The organism is Sulfurospirillum sp. HTRB-L1, assembly GCF_059415125.1.
Map to the genome: position 1 here is coordinate 175828 of NZ_JCAHZR010000003.1, position 21857 is coordinate 197684.

Here is a 21857-nt window from a genome sequence, read left to right on the forward strand (position 1 = left end):
ACGCTAGGGCTAGACAGAAGGGGGTTTAAACCTTTTTTTGTTATAATCCCCCAATTTTAAGCACAAAGAGAGTGGTATGAATGCACGCGCCGTCGCCTTTTCGGGGCCTTCTAACAGTGGTAAAACAACCGCCATTGTCAAAGTTGCCCACATCCTAAGCCAAACCTACAAACTCGCCATCATCAAGCATGACCCCAGCGACAAAGCCGTCTTTGACAAAGAGGGCAAAGACAGTTGGAAATTTAGCCAAACGGGCGCAGAAGTTGTGGTCGCCTCCCCCAGTCGCACCACCTATTTTTCCAAACAACCCCGCGACATCGAGGGCATTATTAGCATGCTTGGCGCGTTTGACATTTTGCTTGTCGAAGGCCTCAAAACCCTTCCCTTGCCACGTATTTCTGTCTTTCGTGACCGTTTAGACCCCGCGTATTTTGACGTCAGCGACGCCTTGGCGGTGGATGAGAGCGTGGATTTAAAGGCTTATGATATCCCCGCACACTTAGACATCCTTGACCTAAACGACCCTGAGGCGTTGTGTACGTGGATTTTGGCCCATGCTAAAGAGGTAAGGAGGGAAAATGACTGAGATTTTTGACGCCATCAAACACGCCGCCATTGGCATTAGCCGTGCCATCGTAAACGCCGACACGGGCGCCACAAGCCACACCAACGCCACGGGCGATACCCAACTTAAACTTGATGTCTTAAGCGACCACATCATCGAAGAAGCCTTTGCCTCGGTTACGAGCGTACAGGCTATTATCAGTGAAGAAAAAGAGGCTCAAACCCCTTTACATGTAACGGGACGCTACATCGTCGGATACGACCCATTGGATGGGTCAAGTTTGGTGGATGTGAACCTGAGCGTGGGTTCCATTTTTGGGATTTACGAAGGGGGCATTAGCGGGGCAAACCTCAAAGCCGCCGTGTACGTGGTGTACGGCCCTAGGGTCGAGCTGGTCATCGCCCATGAAGACGTGCGCCTTTACCGCCTCACACCTGAGGGCAACTTCGCCTTTGTGCGCACCTTAACCCTAAACCCCAAAGGCAAACTCAACGCCCCTGGCGGCACCCAACAGCACTGGCCTGCCCACCACAAAGCGATGATTGATGGCTTCTTTGCCCAAGGGTACCGCTTGCGCTACTCCGGGGGCATGGTGCCAGACTTGCACCAAATCCTCCTCAAAGGAGGCGGGTTGTTTTCCTACCCTGCCACTTCTGATGTGCCCAAGGGAAAACTGCGCATGGTCTTTGAAGTGTTTCCCTTTGCCTTTGTTTACACCCTAGCAGGCGGCGAAGCCATTGATGGCAAAGTGCCTTTACTGGGCCTCACGCCCAGCCATGCCCACGACACCACGCCATGCTTTTTTGGTTCCCGTGAAGAAATCGCCACGGTGAGGGCAACCTATGCAAGCTACTGAAGCTTTGGATGCCTTTGAACAACGCCTTGAAGAGGTCAAGGTGCGGTTGCAAGCGTGTCAAAAGGAAAAAACCCATGAGAGTTGCACTCAGTGCGATGCCCTCTTTACATGTACCCTTCGCAAAGAGTACGTTGCCGCCGTGTATGATAGTATGGCCAAGGGCCAAGGCGGCGGATTTGAATTTTAACCCACAGGAAATAGAATGAAATCTTACGTGACCACCCCCATTTACTATGTCAACGACGTGCCGCACATCGGCCACGCGTATACCACCATCATTGCCGACACCATGGCGCGCTATTATCGCCTCAAAGGGAGTGACACCTTTTTGCTTACAGGCACCGACGAGCACGGCCAAAAAATCGAACAAGCCGCCAAGGCCAGAGGCTTTACGCCAAAGGTGTATGCTGATGAAATCAGCGGCAAATTTAAAGCCTTGTGGGATGATTTTGACATTAGCTACAACCATTTCATCCGCACCACCGACGAAGAGCATAAACGTGGGGTGCAAAAAGCCTTTGAAGTCATGCTTGCCAAAGGTGACATTTACAAGGGCGAATACGAAGGCTTTTACTGCGTAAGCTGTGAAACCTTCTTTACCGAAACCCAGCTCTTAGACGATGGCGGGTGCCCAGATTGCGGTAAACCCACCAACCTTGTCAAAGAAGAAAGCTACTTTTTCCGCCTTTCCAACTACCAAGATAAGCTTTTAGAGTGGTACCAAAAAGAGGAAAAATGCGTGGTGCCAAAGGGTAAAAAAAACGAAGTGATTAGCTTTGTCAAGCAAGGCCTCAAAGACCTCTCCATCACCCGCACCAGTTTTGATTGGGGGGTAAAACTACCCGAGTCCATGAACGACCCCAGACACGTGATGTACGTGTGGCTTGACGCCCTTTTAAACTACATCACCGCCCTAGGATACGGCAAAGACGATGCCAAAATGGACTACTGGCCCGCCTCCATGCAGCTTGTGGGTAAGGACATTTTGCGCTTTCATGCCATCTACTGGCCTGCGTTTTTGATGAGCCTTGATTTGCCTCTTCCCAAACACGTCGCCGCACACGGTTGGTGGACGCGCAACGGTGAAAAGATGAGCAAATCCAAGGGCAACGTGGTCAACCCTAAAGAAGTCGCGGATGCGTACGGGCTAGAAAATTTCCGCTTTTTCTTGCTCCGCGAAGTCCCTTTTGGGCAAGATGGAGACTTTAGCCAAAAAGCCCTCATCGACCGTATCAACTCCGACCTTGGCAATGAATTTGGCAACCTTTTAAACCGCATCATTGGCATGAGCGGCAAGTACAGCAACCACGTCATCGACTCTGGACGCGTGAAAGAGTTTTACGCCAAAGAGTTAGAAGAGGGGCATGCCATTTTGCGCCACGTAGAAAGCTATATTCAAGAAGTCCAAACCAACCGCTACTTGGAAGAGCTTTGGAAGGTACTCACCCTTGCCAACCAATCCATCACCGTGCATGAACCGTGGGCAAAAATCAAAGAAGGCAAAACCGAAGAAGCCCTAGCCCTTGTGGCGCTCGTGGCCAACCTTTTGGCTAAAGTGGCCCTCTTACTCTCTCCTATCATGCCTCAAACCTGCCAAAAAATCGCCAAAGGAATGCACTTTTCCCTAGACAAAGAGGGGTATGACGCGCTCATCACCCAAGAAGCACTTCTTGCACCTTTTACCATCGAAAAAATTCCTCCTTTGTTTCCACGCATCGAAGAAGAGCGCATGGACTCACCCGAGCCCACGCCTCCGCCCAAAGAGACACCCAAAGTGACTGCGCCTAAAGTGACAGAAGGATTGGTGGATGTGAAAGAATTTTTCAAAAGCCAACTCAAAATCGCCACCATCGTCGAAGCCGAAGAGGTGCCCAAAAGCGCCAAACTCTTAAAGCTCCAAGTGGACGTGGGCGAGGGTGAAACCCGCCAAATCATCGCGGGCATCAAAGAACACTACAGCGCCCAAAGCCTTGTGGGAACCCAAGTGTGCATCGTCGCCAACCTAAAGCCCGCTAAAATCATGGGACTTGAGAGTTATGGCATGCTCTTGGCCGCAAAAGACGGCACGGGCTTGTGCCTCATGCGTCCTGAAAACCCTAGGGAAAACGGCGCTTCGGTGGGATGAGACTTGATAATTTACTTCGGCTTACCGAAGGGGTACTGCTCACGAACCCCTCGGTGAGCGCGGCTGAGGGGTTTGCCCTTGAGCCTTCTTCTGTGCAACGCGGGGTTGCCTACTTTGCCCAAGATAGGCTTGTTGCGTCCATAGAAGAGGCGGTAAAAAAAGGGGCGTATGCCATCTTTACCGACAAAGATGTGCCCATCAGTGACCCTGAGATTGCTTGGATTCGGGTTGAGAGCATTGAGATGGCACTCATCCGCCTCATGCGCTTTGAAATTGCCAGCCACCACCATCGCTTTGTGCACCTTTCTCCCCTCCAATACGCCCTTATGCGCGCCCTTTCCTTGCCAAAATCTTTGTGTTTTTTAACCGACTCCCTTGCCCACTCTTTTACCACTTTGATGCAAACCCACGCGCCTTTGTCTTTTTTCTCCACCAACCGTTCCTTGCTTGAAAAAATCGCCCCCCAATTTAGCGTGCTTCCTCCCTTGCTTCACCCTCCGTGCTTACTAGAGCGAAGCACCTTGTTTCAAAGCACCTTTACCCACAAGGAACGCTACTACAGCCAGTTGCCCCTATCTTCCATCTTCATCACGTCTTTTGCACAAGTGGTAGAATTTTTGGACACACTCGCGCTTGAATACACCCCATGGCACCTCAAGCCCATCGCCCATTTTGAGCCCCTTTTTGTGGACAAACGGTTGCGCATCCACCCTTTTGGCACCACACGCCAAGCCTTGATTATTGAGTCTGACCCGGTCTTGTTTGAACAAGAAATTGCCTACATTCAGACCCATTTTCCTACGCTTTCCCTCTTTACATGTAAACCTTTGGGCGAAGCCTTACATGTAAAGACCACCCAAACGTACGCAAACGTCGACGCGTTGCTTTCCCTCGACCCACACACCTTTCGTTATGGGCTGATTTTGGGCAACAAAGAAGAGATAGAAACAACGCTTTCCCACCAACCTAGCTCAACCCAATTGAGCCTTTTTTAAGGAACCCCTGTGATTACGCTTGAAAATGAAACAAACAGCACCTTCTCCCTTGCGCCCCTAGAAGCCATCGCCGCTGCTTTGTCTGAACTTGAAATAGAACTGCTCATCCTCCACGCGCCCCAAATGCAAGAGCTCAACAAGGCACACCGTGGCATCGACGCGCCCACAGACGTGCTCAGTTTCCCCATCGACCCCTTTCCCCACGCGCCTTTGGGCACTATCATCATCAACATCGACGCCGTCGATGAAGTCTCAAAGGCGCTAGGACACAGCCTAGAAGAGGAGCTTAGCTTGCTTTTTATCCACGGTGTGTTGCACTTGCTTGGGTTTGACCACGAAACAGACGCAGGGGAAATGCGTGAAAAAGAGGCACAGTTGGTACACCACTTTGGCCTTCCCCCCAGCCTCATCGTGCGAACAGAGGCGTAATGGAATACCTCGTTTTTGCCCTCTCCATGGCCGTGCTCATTTACGGTGCCAACCACATCATTTTCCAAAGTGAGCGCATTGCCTTGCATTTTGGCATCTCCCATTACGTCATTGGGGCAACACTGATTGCCTTAGGAACTAGTCTGCCTGAAATGGCCACAAGCATTTCTGCTAGCATGGCAGGCAAGGGAGAGATGGCTGTGGGCAATGTCATCGGAAGTACGATTTTTAACATCACCCTTGTACTGGGCCTTGTGTTTCTTTTGGCCAAAACCATCACCCCTAAACGCGACATGTTTAGGCACGACAGCGCTTGGGCACTGTTTCCCTTGGTCCTTTTTCTTCTCATGGCCTACGATGGGGTTATTGGGATGCTCGATGGGGTAGTTTTTTTAATGATGATGGGGGCTTACTTACTTTTTTTAAACAAAGAAGATGCGGAAATTGGGAACGAAGAGGTGGAGCTTGATGCAAAAACCTTTGCGTGGGGAAAGAGTGCTTTGTGGCTCTTTTTGGGGTTTGCCTGCGTGCTTAGCGGGGCACATTTTACCATCGAAAGTGGCGCGTTGATTGCGCGAGGGCTGGGGGTAAGTGAGTGGCTCATCGCCCTTTTGCTCATCGCCCTAGGGACAAGCTTGCCCGAACTTGCCGTGAGTGTGGTTGCCGCACGCAAAGGAAATGGGGATATGATTATTGGCAACATCATCGGCTCAAATGTTGCTAATTTCACCGTTGTTTTAGGGGCCGCGGCGCTATTTAACCCTCTTCCTGTGGATTTTGCCGCCAATGGCTTTGACATCGCATGCGCAGGGGCAGCAAGCATCATGCTTGTGTTTCTCACTGCCAACCGCTTGTATAACCCTTCGGCGGGACTAGGATTACTCGCCATCCTAGTCCTTATGTTAAGCAATAGTTTTGGGCGCTTTTTTTAGCCTAGCTGCACCACTTCGATAGAGGGCGCATCTTCCCAAGACTGGGGTAAAATCCTCTTCATTAGGGTATTGTACGCTTCATTCACGTCACTCTCACACCCTACAAACCGATGGGTGATGCCAAGGGCGGGGGCGATGTGACGTTTAAAAATCTTCACATCCAACTCCGCATGCAAAGCATTAATATGCTCTTGGTCTTTGATGAAATACGTGGGAAACGTCGCCTTTGAAATCAAGTATTCAGAATTTTCATGCACCGTAATGTTGGGAAATTCTGCCACAGCAAGCCCTAGTGCTTCCGTGCGTTCACTCGAATGTGAACCGTCTTCGCACACACTAAAAATATGCAACCAATCGCACTGCTTGGACGCTTGAGCGATGAGGGCTATCTCTTTTTCTTGCAAGGGAGAATCGCACAATAAGGCACTGCCTATCACCTCTCCTTCAACGCGCTTTTGGCGTAAGCGCGCCTTGTAGTGCGTCAAATTGTCACTGTTTTCCATCAATAACACTTCATTCCCACTTGATTCAATGAGTTTAAACCCGTGGGATTCAAAGTACGCTTGGTTCTTAGGCGCACTAAACAAAAACAACTCTTCTTGCCCGCGCTTTTTTGCTGCGGCAAGCAGTTCGTCGATGACCTTTAGCACAAACCGTTGCCCACGAAGGCGCGGTGTTACGGCAACGCATTTGAGGATTTTTCCACTAATGCCCCCGCACGCTACCATCTCGCCCTCTTCGCTGGCGGTCACAAACAACTCCACGTCGTCGCTTAACGCCAACTCGTTTTTGTCCAAAAAGTCCTTGACTTTTGCAACACGCCGTTCGTTGGTCGCATCAAATTCGCTAAAGCGCACCCATTGCCCCATAGTTTCTCCTTCATTTGCCTAATTTTGTACCAAAAGTGCCTAGCTTTTAGTACAATACCGAAACTGTCAGAGGATTATAACAGCGAAAGCTTGCATTAGGCTTTTCTTTTTCTTAACTATTTTTTCTAATTATTTACCTTCTGACTTATTTTAAAACAGCATTAAGGTTGGCTATGGAGACGTTCGGTATTATCGCGGTGGTAGGCATATTGGCTGGTTTTTCGTGGCTCTTACTCAAGCCCACTTTGCACCCCAAGAGTAAAGAAGAAAAGCAAGCGCAAATCAAAGCCTCTTACCTGCTTTTTCTCGACCAAAAACTCTCTCCCTTTAAAGAAGACAGGGAAAGGTTCAAAGAAGAAAAAGCGAAGCTGTTGAAGCGTTTTGCCAAAGAATTGCGCCATAACCTCTTTTTCGACGAAGACGAAGTGCGAACCTTGCTTAGGGAGTTGGCTTATTTTGAACCCAATTAACCCTTACATGTAAGGGTTAATCGTCCTCAATGTAGCCTAGTTCGTGGAGTTTGTTGTAAATCTTGGTGACAATTGGCCCTGCCGCTTGGCCGCCGTGGCCGCCGTGTTCCACCAGTACAGTCACCACGTAGCGGGGATTTTTATAAGGGCCGTAGGAAGTCAACCATGCATGAGAGCGGTGGAAATACTCCATCTCTTCTTCTTTGATACGTTTTTTGACATCCTGACCAATCCCTACCACCTGCGCTGTTCCTGTTTTGGCCGCGACTTTCACCTTGGAATTAAGCAACCGGTAATACGCCGTTCCGCTAGGGTGATTAGCAACCTCGTACATGCCCCGTTGGATGTGGGGCAATTCGGCTTTTTCAATCTCCGTGAGCACGTTTTCGTCCACCGGATAATCCACCTCTTCGCCGTTAATACGCTTCACAAAATGGGGGGTTACTTTTTTCCCTGTGGCCACAATCCCCGTGTGCAAGGCAACCTGTAGGGGTGTGGATAAAAAATACCCTTGTCCAATGGAGGTAATCAGCGTTTCTCCTTGGTACCACGGCTTTTGGTAGCGTTGCATCTTCCAGTATCTCCCTGGAACGGTTCCGATAAATTCGTTAGGCAAATCCACCCCCGTGCGCTCCCCAAAACCAAGACGCTCTAGTACAGGCGTGAGTGCGTCAATGCCGACTTTGAGGCTGGCTTTGTAAAAATAATCATCGCAACTCTCCCTAATGGCCTTGTTTAAATCCGTCTGCCCGTGGCCACCAGTGCGCCAACACCGAAAATTTCTTCCTCCAAGTTCAAAGGTTGCCGTGCAATAATAAGAGGTTTGGCGGGTGATTTTTTGCGTTCCTAAAAGCGCCAAACCCACGCCCATTTTTACAACCGAACCAGGAGGATAAAGGCCGTTGACAAGCTTGTTGGTAAAAGGATTATCCAAGTTTCCCATGAGTTCTTCCCATGCCTCATGGGAGATGCCTGTCACGAATTGGTTCAGGTCGTATTCGGGGTAACTTCCTGCGGCAAGGAGTTTTCCATCTTTCACGTCCATCACCACCACGGCCCCTGCATCTTCTCCAAAAATTTCAGAAATGTACCGTTGAAGCTCAAGGTCAATGGTAAGCTCAAGGTCTGTACTGCTAGGAAGGGTTTTAGAAATCTCTTCAATCTCTTGATTAAACGCGGTGACCTTGGTACGCCGCTCCCCTTCTTTTCCTTGTAAGACCGCATTGTAGTAATGCTCAATGCCCGTGCGCCCCACGTGGTTGGTCAGGCGCGAGATAGGGTCTTCGTTGTAATCATCCAAATTAGCGCGCCCAACATACCCAATGATGTGGGAGGCGAGTTTTCCATAAGGGTAGTGGCGCTTGGAGCTGGGGACTATTTGGAGGTTATCTCGCAAGCTAATCCGTGAGAAATGCTCAATAAGGGCATCATGGGAGATAAAATCAATAACCGTTACAAACCCTTGAAAATAGGGCGAATCTTTACGCAAATAGCGTTTTTTTAACTCATCGGGGTCTTGCTTGAGCAAGGTACTTAAAAAGGCGATTTCTTCATCTAAGACCGCTTGCTTTGCCCGCGCGCTTAAGTGGGGAGCAATCCCTATGGAAAAACCCAAACGGTTCACGGCCATAGGGCGCCCTTGCATGTCCATGATAGACCCGCGCAATGGCGCAAGACGCTCTACTTTGATGGCATTTTGATTGGCAATTTCTTCGTAATAGGTGTTGGATTTAATACTGATGTAATAGATGCGTACTAGCAAAATAATCCACACCAATACAATGGCGCTAAACACAATGCGCATGCGCATCATAGGCGGTCTCGGAAAACAATAATGGCTACAAACGCGTCAAAAACAATGTAGATAAAATACTCCCAGCCCAGCATAAAAAAGGCTTCATTTAAAATATAGGCAAACAAGTTATTGATAGCCAAAACCCCCAAATACCCCGAGGCCGTAAAGGCGACCAAGATGCAAGGGCGGCATTTAAAGGCGCTTTTCATCCAATCCACCACCAAGGTGTAAAAGAGAAAAAAGAAAATCAGGGTCGAAAAAAGGTAAAACCCTTTGTTGAGTTCTGTGAAAATCATGTACCCAAAGATTGCATTGCGCTCCCAAAAATACTCTTTCATGCTCTTTTCTTCTTCTTCTTTGAGCAACAAGGCATAGCAAAAAAAGAATCCCATCAAAGGGCTTAAGAGCGGGTATAAGGAAGTGGCGATTTGGTAGAGCACCAATGCGCCGACTAAGACTCCGTTTTTTACAGAGAGTAAATCAGCGCGATTTCTTCGCATACTGGAAAATACTTGCATTTAATACAATCGGCCCAAATTTTATGGGCAGGAAGGTCTTCTTTGGGGATTTCACGAAAATCCAAACGCTCGAAAAAGGCTTTTTGGTAGGTTAAGGTAAACACTTGTTTGACCCCATACATCCTCGCTTCTTCCAACAATCCTTTGACGATACTCGCCCCAATCCCCTGCCCACGCAACCGGTCAGAAACAATCAAACTGCGCACTTCTGCTAAGGTAGGGGCATGAAAATGCAACGCCCCAAAGCCCACGAGTTCTGTTCCTTCAAAGGCAAGTAAGTAGGAGCGAATATTTGTGGCCATCTCATCACTGCTGCGGTACAAGATGATTCCCTTGTCCACCTCAGGTTTAACAAGGGCTTGCATGGCGATGATATCTTCCAAGCTTGCTTTTTTATACACAATCATGCTTCGACCCCTTGAAACAATTGGTTAAAAATAATCTCCGTCATCTTAGCGATACCGCGCTGTTTGAGCACCGACGCAAAGACGCTATTGGGGTACGTTTTGCGAATTGCAGCAAGTTCGTTTTGTTTGAGCTTATCGCTTTTGGTAAAAACCCTTAGCATTTGCTGATCGGGGCGTAAATTTTCTTGTACATGTAAGGAAACTTGCTTGTCAATCTCCAAATCAGGGTGCCTCGCGTCCACCAACACCACAAACAACCGAATAGAGGCGCGCATGGCGATAAATTCTGTGAGGTTTTTTTGCCACGCGTACTGTTCCGCCTTGGACACCTTTGCATACCCAAAGCCAGGCAAGTCCACAAAACGGGCGTGAAATTTTTCGCCTTCTTGGTCAAACACCACCTCAAAAAAATTAATCAACCGTGTTTTGCCCGGCGTCGAGGATTTTTTTGCCAAATTTTTACGGTTAGTGAGGGCGTTGATAAGGGAGCTTTTTCCCACATTGGAACGCCCCAAAAAGACCACTTCCATGCACCCTTCTGGCATGCATTCTCGCAAGGAAGGAGCGGAGGTGACAAAGGCGGCTTCGGTAATGCGAATCACTGGGTGGCCTCTTTTTGATTGTTCATCTGAAAGATAAATTTCACAGGCTCGTTTGGCTTGCTATCAACCGCATAACTTCCCGTGGTCTGATCAACCGTAATAAGCTCTCCGTACACCTTGCGGTCTGTTTCAATCTCATGCAAAAACCCCTCCCCTTGGACGGTATACACAAGCGCGACGGGGTCATAGGTGAGCACTTTCCCTTTGGCAAAATAACGGGTTTCATTCATCGTAATATTTCCTTTTGCATTGCCCGTAGCCTCGTACTTCAAGGGTTCTTTTTGCGCGTTAAAGTAGATTGTCAACACATTGGAGGTGAGTACATCGCTCCCTTTGGTGACTTTAACATTGCCTGTAAAAACTGCTTTTTGTGCCGCTTCACTGGCATTAAATTTGTCCGCTACGACTTCTACTTGTTCTGCTAGCAGCACGCTTAAGCCCAGTAGTAATCCCCCTATAATTCTCATCGTTGCTCCGTTTCTAAAAGTGCATCCACGTGGGTTGCTTCAAGTGTTTTATCGTTCATATTGTACACAAAGCTTTTGCCTTTGCTTTGGTGCGGACCGTACATGGCCACAAAAGGAAGGTTTCCTTCAAGCACCTTTGCTTCTCGGTGGTACGTTGCCTCTTCGCTTTCAAAACTTATCTCGTCGCTTCTGGCAAAATAGACATCGCCCAGCAAATAAACCGTTTCATCTGTAATAGTCGCCTTATTTGCACGCAGCAAACTAACATACGACTCGCCTCGCATGAGCGTTTCGACCTCCTGCAATTCATCATAATGGTTAAAACGCTTCAGGATTTTAGCGTTGGTAATGCTTTCCACGCCAAGGTTGGAAATCTCATAATTTTGCACCCCATGCATGACCATGTGCGCCACCTTGGGGTCTTGGGGTTTAAAGTGAAAAGAGTACTGTTCTTGGGTCATCAAAAAAAGCGCAATGCTAATCATCGTACCCAAAAAGCCATAGAGTGTTTTTAGAGCCAAAGTGCTTCAAGCTCCTTTTCCCGTCCTTCTTTTTCCAAAATGCATTCAATCATTTCCCGCGCCGCGCCGCGCCCACCCTTACATGTAAGGACTGTTTGCACAAGAGCACGAATCTGTTTCGCCCCATCTTTTGGCGTAAAAGACCATCCTGCGCGCATCAACATGCCTCGGTCATTCAAATCATCTCCCAAGGCCGCCACGTTTTCCCACGTGAGGTTTTCTTCTTTTAAAATCTCTTCCACGACAGCGACTTTATTTTTTACACCCTGATGCAAGTGGGAAACACCAAGCTCCTTGGCACGGCGTTCTACCGGTACAGAAGTGCGCCCTGTAATGATGGCGATTTTCCCACCCAAACGCCCCCACGACTCCATGGCCAAGCCGTCTTTAACATGGAACGCTTTAATCTCCTCGCCCCCACTGGTGTACGTGATGCGTCCATCACTCAAACATCCGTCCACATCCAACACCAAGAGTCGAATCATAGCACACCTTTAGTACTGGGAATGCTTCCGCGTGCACTGGGTGCCACCGCCCTTCGTAAGGCAACGGCAAAGGCTTTAAAAGCGGCTTCGGTGATGTGGTGGCGGTTCTTGCCCCGCTCTTGCACAAGGTGAACACTAAGCCCCGCATTGGTCACCAAGGCGCGGAAAAACTCTTCCACCAACTCCCCATCAAAAGCACCAATCTTTCCCTCTACATCCAACGTACAGACTAAAAAAGGGCGGTTACTCACATCCAGCGCGCAGGTCACAGCTGCTTCGTCCATAACCACCGTCGCGTTGCCGTAGCGTTCGATGGCGCCCACGGGAAAGAGTGCTTCTTTAAGGGCTTGGCCCAAGACAATGCCCACATCTTCTACCGTGTGGTGAAAATCCACATGGGTGTCCCCTTTACATGCAAGGGAAAGGTTCATCCACCCGTGTTTACACAAGGCTTCAAGCATGTGGTCAAAAAACCCCACTCCCGTACTAATCTCACTTTTTCCCTCACCATACACCTCTAACTCCAGTGTAATGTGTGTCTCTTTGGTTATGCGTTCTTGTGTTATCATTTTGAATCCCTTATGACAAATGACCCTTGGTAGCGTCCAAGGCCGATGAAATCGCGCGCCTCATCTTCGCTTCTAAACCCACCCAGATACACGCGGTAAATGGGACTTCCCTCTAGCACATCTTCTTGCACACTCGCAGGGTACCTGCCCTCTTCCATTTGGTGGTCTCGTGCAAAAGTGCGCGCCCCCTCAAGCCGTCTAAAGGCACCAATTTGTACCAAAAATTCTCCGCCTTCTACTTGCTTGCTAGCTGCTATTGTTCCCCCAACCGTTCCACCAAAGCCAATCACATCCACCCGCACGGGCGCGGTGCCTGATTGAATCATGTCGATGCGTTGGGCACCTGTATAAGAAAGGTCGATGATACGGCTTGCCACAAAAGGGCCGCGGTCATTGATGCGCACCACAATACTTTTGCCATTTTGCAAGTGGGTCACCCGCACCATGGTGTTCATGGGTAAGGTTTTATGCGCAGCAGTCATGGCGTACATATTGTAAATCTCGCCATTAGAGGTTTTTTTACCGTGAAAATCTTTCCCATACCAACTGGCAATCCCGCTAAAAGAATCTCCATGGCTCACCGTTGTGGGGTGGTACGTTTTGCCATTGATGGTGTAAGAGCGCATGGTAGCGCGGTGCATTTGGGGCGTGTCAATGATGCCACCAGAAGTTGTTGCTGGCGTCGAAGATGAAGGTGCTCGGTATACGCGCTGCTTGGAAGAACAGCCCCCCAAGAGCAACACAAGTGCTACCACAGCACTGATTCTAAGGAACAACAATCCTACCTCCTGGATGAATCACTGTCGAGGTGAGGTTGTTAAGGCGCATCAGCTCGTTCAAGCCGATGTTAAATTTTTGGGAAATAGACCCTAGGGTATCACCTTGACGCACCACATAATGCTTGGTTGTAGGCTTTGTGACAGGGACGATGAGCTTTTGGCTAATGCGTAAGGTATTGGAGGAGAGGTTGTTGAAGTCTTTGATGACCTTGTAAGAGATTCCGTACCGTTTGCCAATATCATAGAGCGAATCTCCCTTTTTCACCACATGCACATAAAAGGCTTCCGAACCGTCCGAGGGCTTAAAATTTTGTACGAACAGGGCTTTTTTATCGTAAGGAATGTACACCACATACTCTTTAACATTAGGTGGAGTAAAAAAATAATTAAGGTGCACGTTGTACTCTTTGACCACCTTCACAGGCAAGCCGATGCTTTTAGCGATGTCACTGAGCGTCGTGCCTCCTGGCACCATCACGGGCGCAAAGGTAAAACTACTGCCTTGGTTCATCAAATGGTCCCCATCATGGCCGATGATAAAATCTGTACTGCTAGAAAGATGGGCCATGGTTAAGATTTTTCGGATGTAGTTGCGGGTTTCTAGGGGAACGTATTTTTTATTGGGGTCAAGCAAGACGCTTAGTTCGTCGGTTCCCGCTTCGATGATTGCACGACGCACGCGGCCTTCACCGCAGTTGTACGCCATGGCGGCAAGGTACCATTTGCCAAAATCATCGTGCAGGTATTGCAAAAATTTAATGGCCGCTTCGGTGGACTTGATGGGGTCACGGCGTTCGTCCACGTACTCATCAATCGCCAAGCCAAATTTTCTTCCTGTATAGGGCATAAATTGCCACAAGCCCACGGCCCGTGCACTCGAATACGCCCGTGCAGAAAAATTAGACTCGGTCATTGCTAAGTACAAAAATGCATCAGGAATCCCCGCATCCCCAATCATCTGACGCACAATAGGCACAAACTGATACCCGCGCTCCAAGATATTTAAAAAGTGGCGCGTGCGGTACAAGTCGAGGTCGTCACGCATGGAGAGCAAAATGGGGTCGTTCAAAAAGGAGGTGTCAATGTCAAGGCTTTTTAAAACCCGCTGCTGTTGGGTGTAATTGTTTTCGGTAACAAAATAGGCAAAGAGTGTATTTGCGCAGAAAAAAAGGGCTAGCATGAAGCGCCAGAGCATGAGAATCCTTTAGGGTTAAATCAGGGAGGGAAAAGCTATTTTAAAGCATTTATCGTACCTTAATCTAACTTTCCAAATGCTTTAAAGAGTACTTTGGCATTTTGAGTGGTGAGGGCAGCTAGTGCCTCCTCGTCCATTGCAAGCACCTGCGCCAAATGGCTCGCCACGTAGGCGGTGTAGGCGGGCTCGTTGCGCTCTCCTCGCTTGGGATGAGGGGTAAGATAGGGCGCATCGGTTTCAAGTACCAGTTTGTCTTTAGGGATGCGTGTTACGATTTCACCTAGTTTTTTCTCATTTTTAAAGGTCAACACCCCGCCAATGCCAAAATAAAAATTGGCCTTAGCCAAAGGTAAAAGAACTTCACTGGCGTTATAACAGTGCAAGACACCTGAGGGCACCTTGCCTGCAGCAAAGGTGTTAAGCATTTCAAAACTGTCCGCACTGGATTCTCTCACGTGAACAATAAGAGGTTTTTGGTGCTTGGCGGCCAAGGCAATGTGAGCGCGAAAGACCTCTTTTTGGGCGGCTTTTTCCTCCGCTTTGGCCTCTTCGTCTTTAGGAAGACGAAAATAATCCAACCCGCACTCCCCTATGGCAATGCATTTTTCATCTTCTAAGTAGTGTTCCAACACGGCCTCATCGTACTGACCATGGTGGTACGGATGCACACCCGCCGCGTAAAACACGTGGGGGTAGCGGTGGGCGATTTCTTTGGCTTTTGGCAAATCTTCAATATCGGCCCCAGGCAGCATGATGCCCTTGACGCCCGCTTCCAAAGCGCGCGCAATCACGGCATCCAAATCGTCGTTGTAGCGGAGGTCGTCTAAGTGGCAATGGGTGTCGATTATCATGCCTCTTCCTCGTAAATCTCAACGCGGTTGCGGCCTTGCTCTTTGGCTTTACACAAGGCTTCATCGGCGTGTTCTAGCAGGGTTTCCACGTGTGCTTCCCCCTCAAAGGCAAGACCCATGGAGACGGTGATGCGCACCTCTTTTCCCTTTACATGTAAGGGGTGGCTGGCCAAATGGGCGCGCATTTTGACAAACCAACGCAAGGCATCTTCCTTGGCTGTGCGTTTTAACAGCACCCCAAACTCCGCCCCGCCAAACCTACCCACAATGTCTAGTCCTTTTGCCTCACCACGCAAGGTTTTTCCCACATGCACGAGCACATGATCGCCTGTTTCGTAGCCGTAGGTTTCGTTGATGGATTTGAGTTGGTCAATGTCCACAATCCCAAAAGCATAAGCCTCTTTTTTTTCTTTGGCCTCGCCCATGTGCGCTTCCATTTGGCGTAAAAAATAGCGGCGCTCTAGGGCGCCCGTGAGCGCGTCGGTCATGCCAAGCATGGCGATAGTTTCGATGTTTTCTTGCGCTTCAATGGTGTTGTTTACTCTACATGTAAGCTCTTCTTTGCCAAAGGGCTTGATGATAAAATCATTGGCACCGTGTTTTAAAAACTTGGCCGCCATGCTTTCCTCTTCACTAGAAGAGATGGCGATGATGCCTAGCTCGTGTTTGCTTTTTGTTTTGCGCAGCTCCAACACCAATTCCATGCCATTAATCACAGGCATGTGGTAGTCTGTCACCACTAAACTAATGTCATCATGGTCTTCAAAATAGCGCAAGGCTTCCTCCCCGTGCGCCGCTACGAGGACTTTAAATTGTTGGCTTTGTAAAATCATCTTGGTGCGGTTGCGCGACGTGATGGCACTGTCGACTATAAGCACCTTATGTTGGGTATTTTTACGCAACCGCTCCACCATACTAAAGATATAATTCACATCGTCCATGTTGCCCTTAAAGACATAATCTACGATGGGTTTTTCTTCAAAAAGGGCTTTGGTTTTTTTGTCGATATTGCCCGTTAACACAATGACAAGCATCCCTAGTTCTAACACATAATCCACAATCTCCCCATCAGGAGCATCGGGCAAGTTTAAATCCAACAGGGCAATAAAATAGTCATTGGCGTGCTTTAAAAATACCTTCGCTTCTTCCATGGAATGGGCCACATCCACTTGCATTCCCAAGGAACTTTCCGTTTTTTTGGCCAAGAGTTTGGCGAGGGCTTTGTTATCTTCTACCAGTAAAATCTTTTCTCGCATAAGCTTACGTTTCCTTGTATTTAGGGTTCTAATAAAGAGAGGGCCAGCTCCCTTGCTTCAGAAGTGATGGCCTCGCCGCTCACCATGCGCGCCACTTCTTCAATGCGCTCTTTAGGGTTCAAAAGGCGCACCTTGCTCTCTCCGTTTATTTTTTCTACCACAAAGTGTTGGTCGGCTTTGGAGGAGAGTTGGGGTTGGTGTGAAATGGCAAAAATCTGATACGAGCGCGAGAGGGTTTTTAAGACATTGGCCACGCTCATGGACTCTTTGCCGCTTAAGTTTGCGTCCACCTCATCCAAGATAAGCACCCCACTTCCGCTGTTGAGCACCTCTTGGGCTGTGGCGATAAAGGCAAGGCGCAAGCGGTTAAATTCCCCCGAACTGATGGAGCGCACTTCAACGCCTTCAAGCACGACTTCAAGGGCATCTGCGCCTGTTTGGCTCACTTCACAAGGGGCCATCACCACGCGCGCATCGTGCAGGTAAAGGGCCTTTAAAAACCCGTTGATGCGTTTTTCCAAAGGGGAAATGGCTTTGGCGCGCTCTTGGCTTAAAAAAGCGGCTTTGGTGTTGACTTCCTTCCAAAGGGCTTCGTGGCGCGCGTGCAACTCTTTTTTCTCAAAAGCGATGTTTTCGTAGCGGCTTAGTTCTTCCTTGCGTTTTTGCAGGTGCGCCAAAATCTCTTCGATGGTGCCATAACGGTTTTTAAGGGCGCTGATTTTTTCGATGCGGTCTAACAATGCTTCTACGTCCGCTTCTTCTAAATTACCCAAACGCTCACTGGCTTGCTCAAAATGCATCCGCAATTCATTCATGCACGCCTCAAAAAAATCACTGGGAATCTCACTGTGGCCCAACGCCTCGTACACCGCGCTTTCAAACTCAAAAATCCCCTCGGCTTTAACTAGGGCGGCTTCGAGTTTTTCTTTTTTCGAGAGCATTTTTTTAACGCGCATGAGCTCTTCGTCTTCGCCCATTTTTGGGCTAATTTCTTCGATTTTTTGAATTTCAAAGCGAGCAAACTCGCGCAACTCTTCCACGCGCCGCTCTTCGTCTTCCACTTTTTGCAAGGCGGCTTTGGCGGCTTTATATTCTCTAAAAAGTTCCCCAAAGGCCGCTTTTTCTTGGGCAAAGTTAGGGGTCTGAATGCTCCCATCCAACAGCGCTAACAAGGCTTCGGGGCTAAATTCACTGCTCTCTTTGACCGACAGGTAACGCACCGCGTCTTTGCACACGTGGGTCATGTTTTTGCGGGAGAGCATTTGGCCGTTGACAAAGTAGCGCACGCTTTTTTGCTTCACACAACGCAACACATTAGGCTCTGCGGCTTCTATGCCCACCTCTTCAAGACCAAGGGGCGCATCAATCGCCGCTTCAATCAGCGACGCATCGCTTTCTTGAAACCCAAACAAGGCTAAAAAAGAGCGCATGAGCACCGACTTTCCCGCCCCGCTAGGGCCTGTGAAAGCCACAAGGCCAGGAGCAAAGGTCAGGTCAACCTCTTTAAAACTTAAATGGTCTTTGACCAACAACCGTTCAATCATTCGTCCCCCCAACGGAGTTTATCTTTGAGTACATCAAAATAGTTGCGCTCTTTTTTGTGCATCAAATAAGCACTTTGGGGCGCAATCCCAAGCTCTATGCTTTCAAATTCGCTCATGGCGTAGGTGTCTTGGCCATCCACCACCACCACTGTCTCATCCAAGCTTTTAAGTGTGATGCGAAACTCCACGGGCAACACCATGGGGCGCTGGGTCAAGGAGTGCGGGCAAATGGGCGTTAAAATGAGCGCTTGGGTCAAAGGAAACACGATAGGCCCACCCGCGGAGAGATTGTACGCAGTAGAACCCGTGGGGGTGCAGACGATAACCCCATCGCCGTGGTAGGAGTTGAACAATTCTCCGTTGATAAACGCGTCGATTTTAGCCATGGCAGAGATGGAGGCGCGGGAAAACACCACGTCGTTAAAGGCTACTTTGCGCACTTCATGGTCCCCTTTTTTAAGCACCACTTCAAGCATCATGCGCGTATCGATGCGGTACTCACCCACCACCAAAGAGGCCACAAAAGACTCAATCTCCTCCAATCGCACATCGGTCAAAAACCCCAATTGCCCCGCGTGAATCCCAAGCACAGGAATGCCGTACTTGTAACTTTGCCGACACACAGAAATGAGCGTACCATCACCCCCAAGGGAGACGAGCATGTCGCATTTTTCGCACAACGCATCAAGCGCAAGCCCCGCTGGAAGTCCCAACATGCGCGCGCTTTTTTCTTCTACATGTAAAGCGATGCCATGCGTTTGTAACGCCTTTTCTAAACGCGCTACATGTAAGCGCAAATCACTATTAGGACGCGCCACAAGACCAACATGCGCTAAGGATGCTAAGGGATGGGTGGGTTTGATGATTTTCATAAGGGGGATTTTACCATATTCTCAGAAGATGGCGCGCGCGGTGTGTTGGCGGGGTTTGAAACCATTATATTGTCATGCTTCATATTCACGTTATGATGCAACGAATGCAACTCTCTAGGGTTTACACACAATGGTAAAACAGGCGCCAAAATGTTCTTTATTTTCAAAGTGAAAATGCCTGTTTTCAACACTGAGCTTTCCGCCAATATGCTCATGAATAATCTGCTTTGCAATGTAAAGCCCAATGCCAGCTCCCTCTTTTTTGGTGCTAAAATGCGGGTTGAAGATGTGATGGATGATTTTTTCAGGCACCCCACCGCCGTTGTCTTGGACTGTAATGGTAAAAGTTTTGTCTATTTTAGCGGTTGTGATAAGAATAATTTTTTCCTCATCTTCATGCTCCATCAGAACATCTTTAGCGTTCATAAGAATATTAAGAATGACGTGCTCAAACTCTCCTTGATAACTCTGTAGTACGCAAGTCGTATCCAGGCGCACAATGATGAGAATATCATCCATTTCCAACGTCTTTTCCATGAGTTTAACAATGTTTCTAACGGATGTGCCCACATCAAAGGCGTCTGTATTATGTTTGGCATTAAAAAAGTTCTTGAAAATATCGATAGTCTCTGCCATTTTTGATATTAAGGTGCGAGCGGCCTTGGTCTCTTTTTCTAAAAGCGCTTGCGTAAGAAGATTTTTATGGTAGGCAAACTCAAATTTTTGCAGCACCAAGCCGAGTTCATTGAGGGGTTGTTTCCACTGATGGGCGATGGTGGCTATCATCTCTCCCATAACCGCATGTTTTGAAAGGTTAATAGCAGGGGTGAGAATATTTTTAAACAAAAAAAAGCTATACACGGCAAAAAGACACAAAAGAGCTAAAGCCAAAAGCGATGCAAAATACTTAATTTCCTTTGAGGAAGCGTCAAATTCTTCAAGATAGGCAGACGATGCCACGTACCATTCTAATTCAGGAATTTGCTCTATCCAAGCAATCTTATCGTATCGATAATTTTGCGGGTCTTCGGGTCGATTCCATTTGTACATTAACTCTTTTGTGGTGCTTGCCTTTTCAATCAACTCATCCAAGATAAATCTTCCTGTCGTAGGGTTTTTGATGGTTTTAAAATTTCCTCCCTCAAGCGTTGTATTTGGATTGATGAGCATCGTGCCATCTTTGTCAAAAAGGAAAAGATAGCCTGTTTTCCCAATACGTGTGGTTTGAATAATGTGAGCTAACTGCTCCATAAGCTGAGCTTTTCGCTTATCAATCTCTTGTTTAATGTCATCAATATAAGCACCCGACATGACCACCATTTCCCAAGGAGGAAAGGCTTTTATAAAAGATATTTTTTCATGTCCAACCGTATCTTCAGCATTTTTTTTCCAAAAATACCTGTAAAAACCTTCACCTTTTTCGCTAATGAGCTCTCGAATTTCAGGGATGATTGCTCTGCCTCTCATGTCATCCATATTAGTCATATCCATTTTATGCATGTAAGGATGTGAAATCAAGACATTATCATAAGAGCTGATGTAGAAATAGCCATCGCCACCATAGCGTAGTTTTGAAATAAGACGCAGCACTTCCTCTTGGTTTTTTTTGATAGTTTTAGCTTGTTGCTCTTGCGAGAGGTTTTGAGCGGAAGATTCTTCATATTTCTCCTGCAAAAGAGAGATGACCATATTAACCGCATTTGTCAATTTATCTTTATGTTGTTCTAAGGCTAGTTCTTCATAGCTTTTTAAATCTTTATAAGTGTTTTGCGCTAAAAGTGTGACTTTTGACAGGGCTTCATGGGCATTTTTTTCTTCCAAGTGTTGCGTAATATGCTGGATTTTTGGCAAGATAAAGATATAAATCGCCAAGGTATAAATCACAATAATGCTCGAAACAACCAACATTGCTTTTAGAAAGAGGTTGGACTTAAACATCGATACCAATTTTATACCCAACGCCAGAGAGGTTTTGAATAATACTTTTTGTGGTTTTCTTTCGTATAGATTTGACAATGGTACGTACCAAATCTAAAGAGGGATTGTATGCCGACATGTGATGCATGAGCGTGACGTAAGGGACAACTTCATATTTATGGGTAATGAGGTACTCAATCAGTTTGATTTCTTGATGACTCAAGAGAATGGGGTGCTCTAATGCAGTGATGCGTTTGGTACAAAAATCGTAGCGGAAGGTATCGCAAAGTTGGACACTTTTGCGGTTACATGTAAGCTCCTCCAACGCTTGATCAAAGGCCTTGGAAAAGGTGGTCATGTCGAGGGATTTTAGCGCCGACATTTTATCGTGCAACACCCCAAGGCAGTGGTGTTCACAAATCGCCTCATGCGCCAAATGCAATTTTTCAAATAAAAGCGCGACATCCACGGGCTTAACCACATAACTCACCACTCCAAGTTCTATCGCTTCGAGCAAATATTCTTGGTCATTGTAAGCCGTGGTGAGCAAACACGCCACTTTAGGGTTAATGTGTTTGATTTTTCGGATCATCTCTAACCCATCCATCTTTGGCATGTGAATATCGCTGATGACCAAATCAATCGTAGGCTCCTCTTGAAAAAGTGCCAATCCTTCTGCGCCCGTGGTGGCTACCCAAACCTTTTTGAAGCTGTTTTCAAGGTAATAAAGCAGGTGATTCCTTGTCCCCTCTTCATCTTCAACATACAAAATAGAGATGTTTTCAAAATTTTTCATAGGGTGATTGTAACATAGGTTAATAGAATAAAATTAAATTTT

At 47.8% G+C, this 21857-nt stretch carries 25 protein-coding genes; 8 read left to right on the top strand and 17 right to left on the bottom strand.

Annotation, left to right across the window (positions count from 1 at the left end; genetic code table 11):
• Positions 1-76 precede the first annotated feature (76 nt).
• Genes mobB through AC5SLM_RS06550 form a run of 7 tightly spaced genes read left to right on the top strand, consistent with a single transcriptional unit; the run spans position 77 to position 5902 of the window.
• Positions 77-586 (top strand): molybdopterin-guanine dinucleotide biosynthesis protein B, encoded by a 510-nt coding sequence (gene mobB, locus AC5SLM_RS06520; protein WP_495250131.1) that lies wholly within the window; start codon positions 77-79, stop codon positions 584-586.
• A complete protein-coding gene (locus AC5SLM_RS06525; protein ID WP_495250132.1) occupies positions 579-1421 on the top strand; it encodes a class 1 fructose-bisphosphatase in 843 nt (280 codons plus the stop codon). Before mobB ends, AC5SLM_RS06525 begins: the two co-directional genes overlap by 8 nt.
• Positions 1408-1608 (top strand): hypothetical protein, encoded by a 201-nt coding sequence (locus AC5SLM_RS06530; RefSeq protein WP_495250133.1) that lies wholly within the window; start codon positions 1408-1410, stop codon positions 1606-1608. Before AC5SLM_RS06525 ends, AC5SLM_RS06530 begins: the two co-directional genes overlap by 14 nt.
• A gap of 15 nt (positions 1609-1623) precedes the next feature.
• Positions 1624-3546, top strand: a complete 1923-nt coding sequence (gene metG, locus AC5SLM_RS06535; RefSeq protein ID WP_495250134.1) for a methionine--tRNA ligase — start codon at positions 1624-1626, stop codon at positions 3544-3546.
• Positions 3543-4541: a hypothetical protein gene (locus AC5SLM_RS06540; protein WP_495250135.1), complete on the top strand. Its 999-nt coding sequence runs from the start codon at positions 3543-3545 to the stop codon at positions 4539-4541. The genes metG and AC5SLM_RS06540 overlap by 4 nt, the downstream gene beginning before the upstream one ends.
• Before the next feature lie 9 nt (positions 4542-4550).
• Positions 4551-4970, top strand: coding sequence for an rRNA maturation RNase YbeY (gene ybeY, locus AC5SLM_RS06545; protein WP_495250136.1), 420 nt, complete (start codon positions 4551-4553; stop codon positions 4968-4970).
• On the top strand, positions 4970-5902 hold the full coding sequence (locus AC5SLM_RS06550) for a calcium/sodium antiporter (protein WP_495250137.1): 933 nt from the start codon (positions 4970-4972) through the stop codon (positions 5900-5902). Before ybeY ends, AC5SLM_RS06550 begins: the two co-directional genes overlap by 1 nt.
• Here the strand turns inward: AC5SLM_RS06550 and citC are convergent.
• On the bottom strand, positions 5899-6771 hold the full coding sequence (gene citC, locus AC5SLM_RS06555; protein ID WP_495250138.1) for a [citrate (pro-3S)-lyase] ligase: 873 nt from the start codon (positions 6769-6771) through the stop codon (positions 5899-5901). The two genes, AC5SLM_RS06550 and citC, sit on opposite strands and share 4 nt — an antisense overlap.
• Positions 6772-6944: 173 nt before the next feature.
• Here citC and AC5SLM_RS06560 point away from each other — a divergent pair, with 173 nt between their 5' ends.
• Positions 6945-7241: a hypothetical protein gene (locus tag AC5SLM_RS06560; RefSeq protein ID WP_495250139.1), complete on the top strand. Its 297-nt coding sequence runs from the start codon at positions 6945-6947 to the stop codon at positions 7239-7241.
• Between the two features lie 16 nt (positions 7242-7257).
• Here the strand turns inward: AC5SLM_RS06560 and mrdA are convergent, their stop codons facing one another.
• From mrdA to AC5SLM_RS06640, 16 genes are all read right to left on the bottom strand, one after another.
• Positions 7258-9051, bottom strand: a complete 1794-nt coding sequence (gene mrdA, locus AC5SLM_RS06565; protein WP_495250379.1) for a penicillin-binding protein 2 — start codon at positions 9049-9051, stop codon at positions 7258-7260.
• Entirely contained in the window at positions 9051-9536 is a 486-nt protein-coding gene (locus tag AC5SLM_RS06570) for a hypothetical protein (protein ID WP_495250140.1), read from the bottom strand. The genes mrdA and AC5SLM_RS06570 overlap by 1 nt, the downstream gene beginning before the upstream one ends.
• Positions 9503-9961, bottom strand: a complete 459-nt coding sequence (locus AC5SLM_RS06575; RefSeq protein ID WP_495250141.1) for an N-acetyltransferase — start codon at positions 9959-9961, stop codon at positions 9503-9505. Before AC5SLM_RS06575 ends, AC5SLM_RS06570 begins: the two co-directional genes overlap by 34 nt.
• A complete protein-coding gene (yihA, locus tag AC5SLM_RS06580; protein ID WP_495250142.1) occupies positions 9958-10563 on the bottom strand; it encodes a ribosome biogenesis GTP-binding protein YihA/YsxC in 606 nt (201 codons plus the stop codon). The genes AC5SLM_RS06575 and yihA overlap by 4 nt, the downstream gene beginning before the upstream one ends.
• Positions 10560-11030 carry an LptA/OstA family protein gene (locus tag AC5SLM_RS06585; RefSeq protein ID WP_495250143.1) on the bottom strand — a complete coding sequence of 157 codons (471 nt, stop codon included), beginning with the start codon at positions 11028-11030 and terminating at the stop codon, positions 10560-10562. Before AC5SLM_RS06585 ends, yihA begins: the two co-directional genes overlap by 4 nt.
• Positions 11027-11551: a hypothetical protein gene (locus tag AC5SLM_RS06590; protein WP_495250144.1), complete on the bottom strand. Its 525-nt coding sequence runs from the start codon at positions 11549-11551 to the stop codon at positions 11027-11029. Before AC5SLM_RS06590 ends, AC5SLM_RS06585 begins: the two co-directional genes overlap by 4 nt.
• Complete coding sequence (locus AC5SLM_RS06595; RefSeq protein WP_495250145.1) at positions 11542-12036, bottom strand: KdsC family phosphatase; 495 nt, start codon at positions 12034-12036, stop codon at positions 11542-11544. Before AC5SLM_RS06595 ends, AC5SLM_RS06590 begins: the two co-directional genes overlap by 10 nt.
• Positions 12033-12605 (bottom strand): imidazoleglycerol-phosphate dehydratase HisB, encoded by a 573-nt coding sequence (gene hisB, locus AC5SLM_RS06600; protein WP_495250146.1) that lies wholly within the window; start codon positions 12603-12605, stop codon positions 12033-12035. The genes AC5SLM_RS06595 and hisB overlap by 4 nt, the downstream gene beginning before the upstream one ends.
• Positions 12602-13384, bottom strand: a complete 783-nt coding sequence (locus AC5SLM_RS06605; RefSeq protein WP_495250147.1) for a septal ring lytic transglycosylase RlpA family protein — start codon at positions 13382-13384, stop codon at positions 12602-12604. Before AC5SLM_RS06605 ends, hisB begins: the two co-directional genes overlap by 4 nt.
• The gene (locus AC5SLM_RS06610; RefSeq protein WP_495250148.1) at positions 13371-14579 is read right to left on the bottom strand and encodes a lytic transglycosylase domain-containing protein; all 1209 of its coding nucleotides are present in this window, start codon (positions 14577-14579) and stop codon (positions 13371-13373) included. Before AC5SLM_RS06610 ends, AC5SLM_RS06605 begins: the two co-directional genes overlap by 14 nt.
• A gap of 59 nt (positions 14580-14638) precedes the next feature.
• The gene (locus AC5SLM_RS06615; protein WP_495250149.1) at positions 14639-15430 is read right to left on the bottom strand and encodes a TatD family hydrolase; all 792 of its coding nucleotides are present in this window, start codon (positions 15428-15430) and stop codon (positions 14639-14641) included.
• A complete protein-coding gene (locus AC5SLM_RS06620; RefSeq protein WP_495250150.1) occupies positions 15427-16686 on the bottom strand; it encodes a GGDEF domain-containing response regulator in 1260 nt (419 codons plus the stop codon). Before AC5SLM_RS06620 ends, AC5SLM_RS06615 begins: the two co-directional genes overlap by 4 nt.
• Positions 16687-16706: 20 nt before the next feature.
• A complete protein-coding gene (locus tag AC5SLM_RS06625) occupies positions 16707-18230 on the bottom strand; it encodes an AAA family ATPase (protein ID WP_495250151.1) in 1524 nt (507 codons plus the stop codon).
• Positions 18227-19102: an NAD(+) kinase gene (locus AC5SLM_RS06630; protein ID WP_495250152.1), complete on the bottom strand. Its 876-nt coding sequence runs from the start codon at positions 19100-19102 to the stop codon at positions 18227-18229. Before AC5SLM_RS06630 ends, AC5SLM_RS06625 begins: the two co-directional genes overlap by 4 nt.
• Positions 19103-19216: 114 nt before the next feature.
• The gene (locus AC5SLM_RS06635; protein ID WP_495250153.1) at positions 19217-20986 is read right to left on the bottom strand and encodes a sensor histidine kinase; all 1770 of its coding nucleotides are present in this window, start codon (positions 20984-20986) and stop codon (positions 19217-19219) included.
• 46 nt (positions 20987-21032) lie between these two features.
• On the bottom strand, positions 21033-21815 hold the full coding sequence (locus tag AC5SLM_RS06640; protein ID WP_495250154.1) for a response regulator: 783 nt from the start codon (positions 21813-21815) through the stop codon (positions 21033-21035).
• Between the last annotated feature and the right edge of the window lie 42 nt (positions 21816-21857).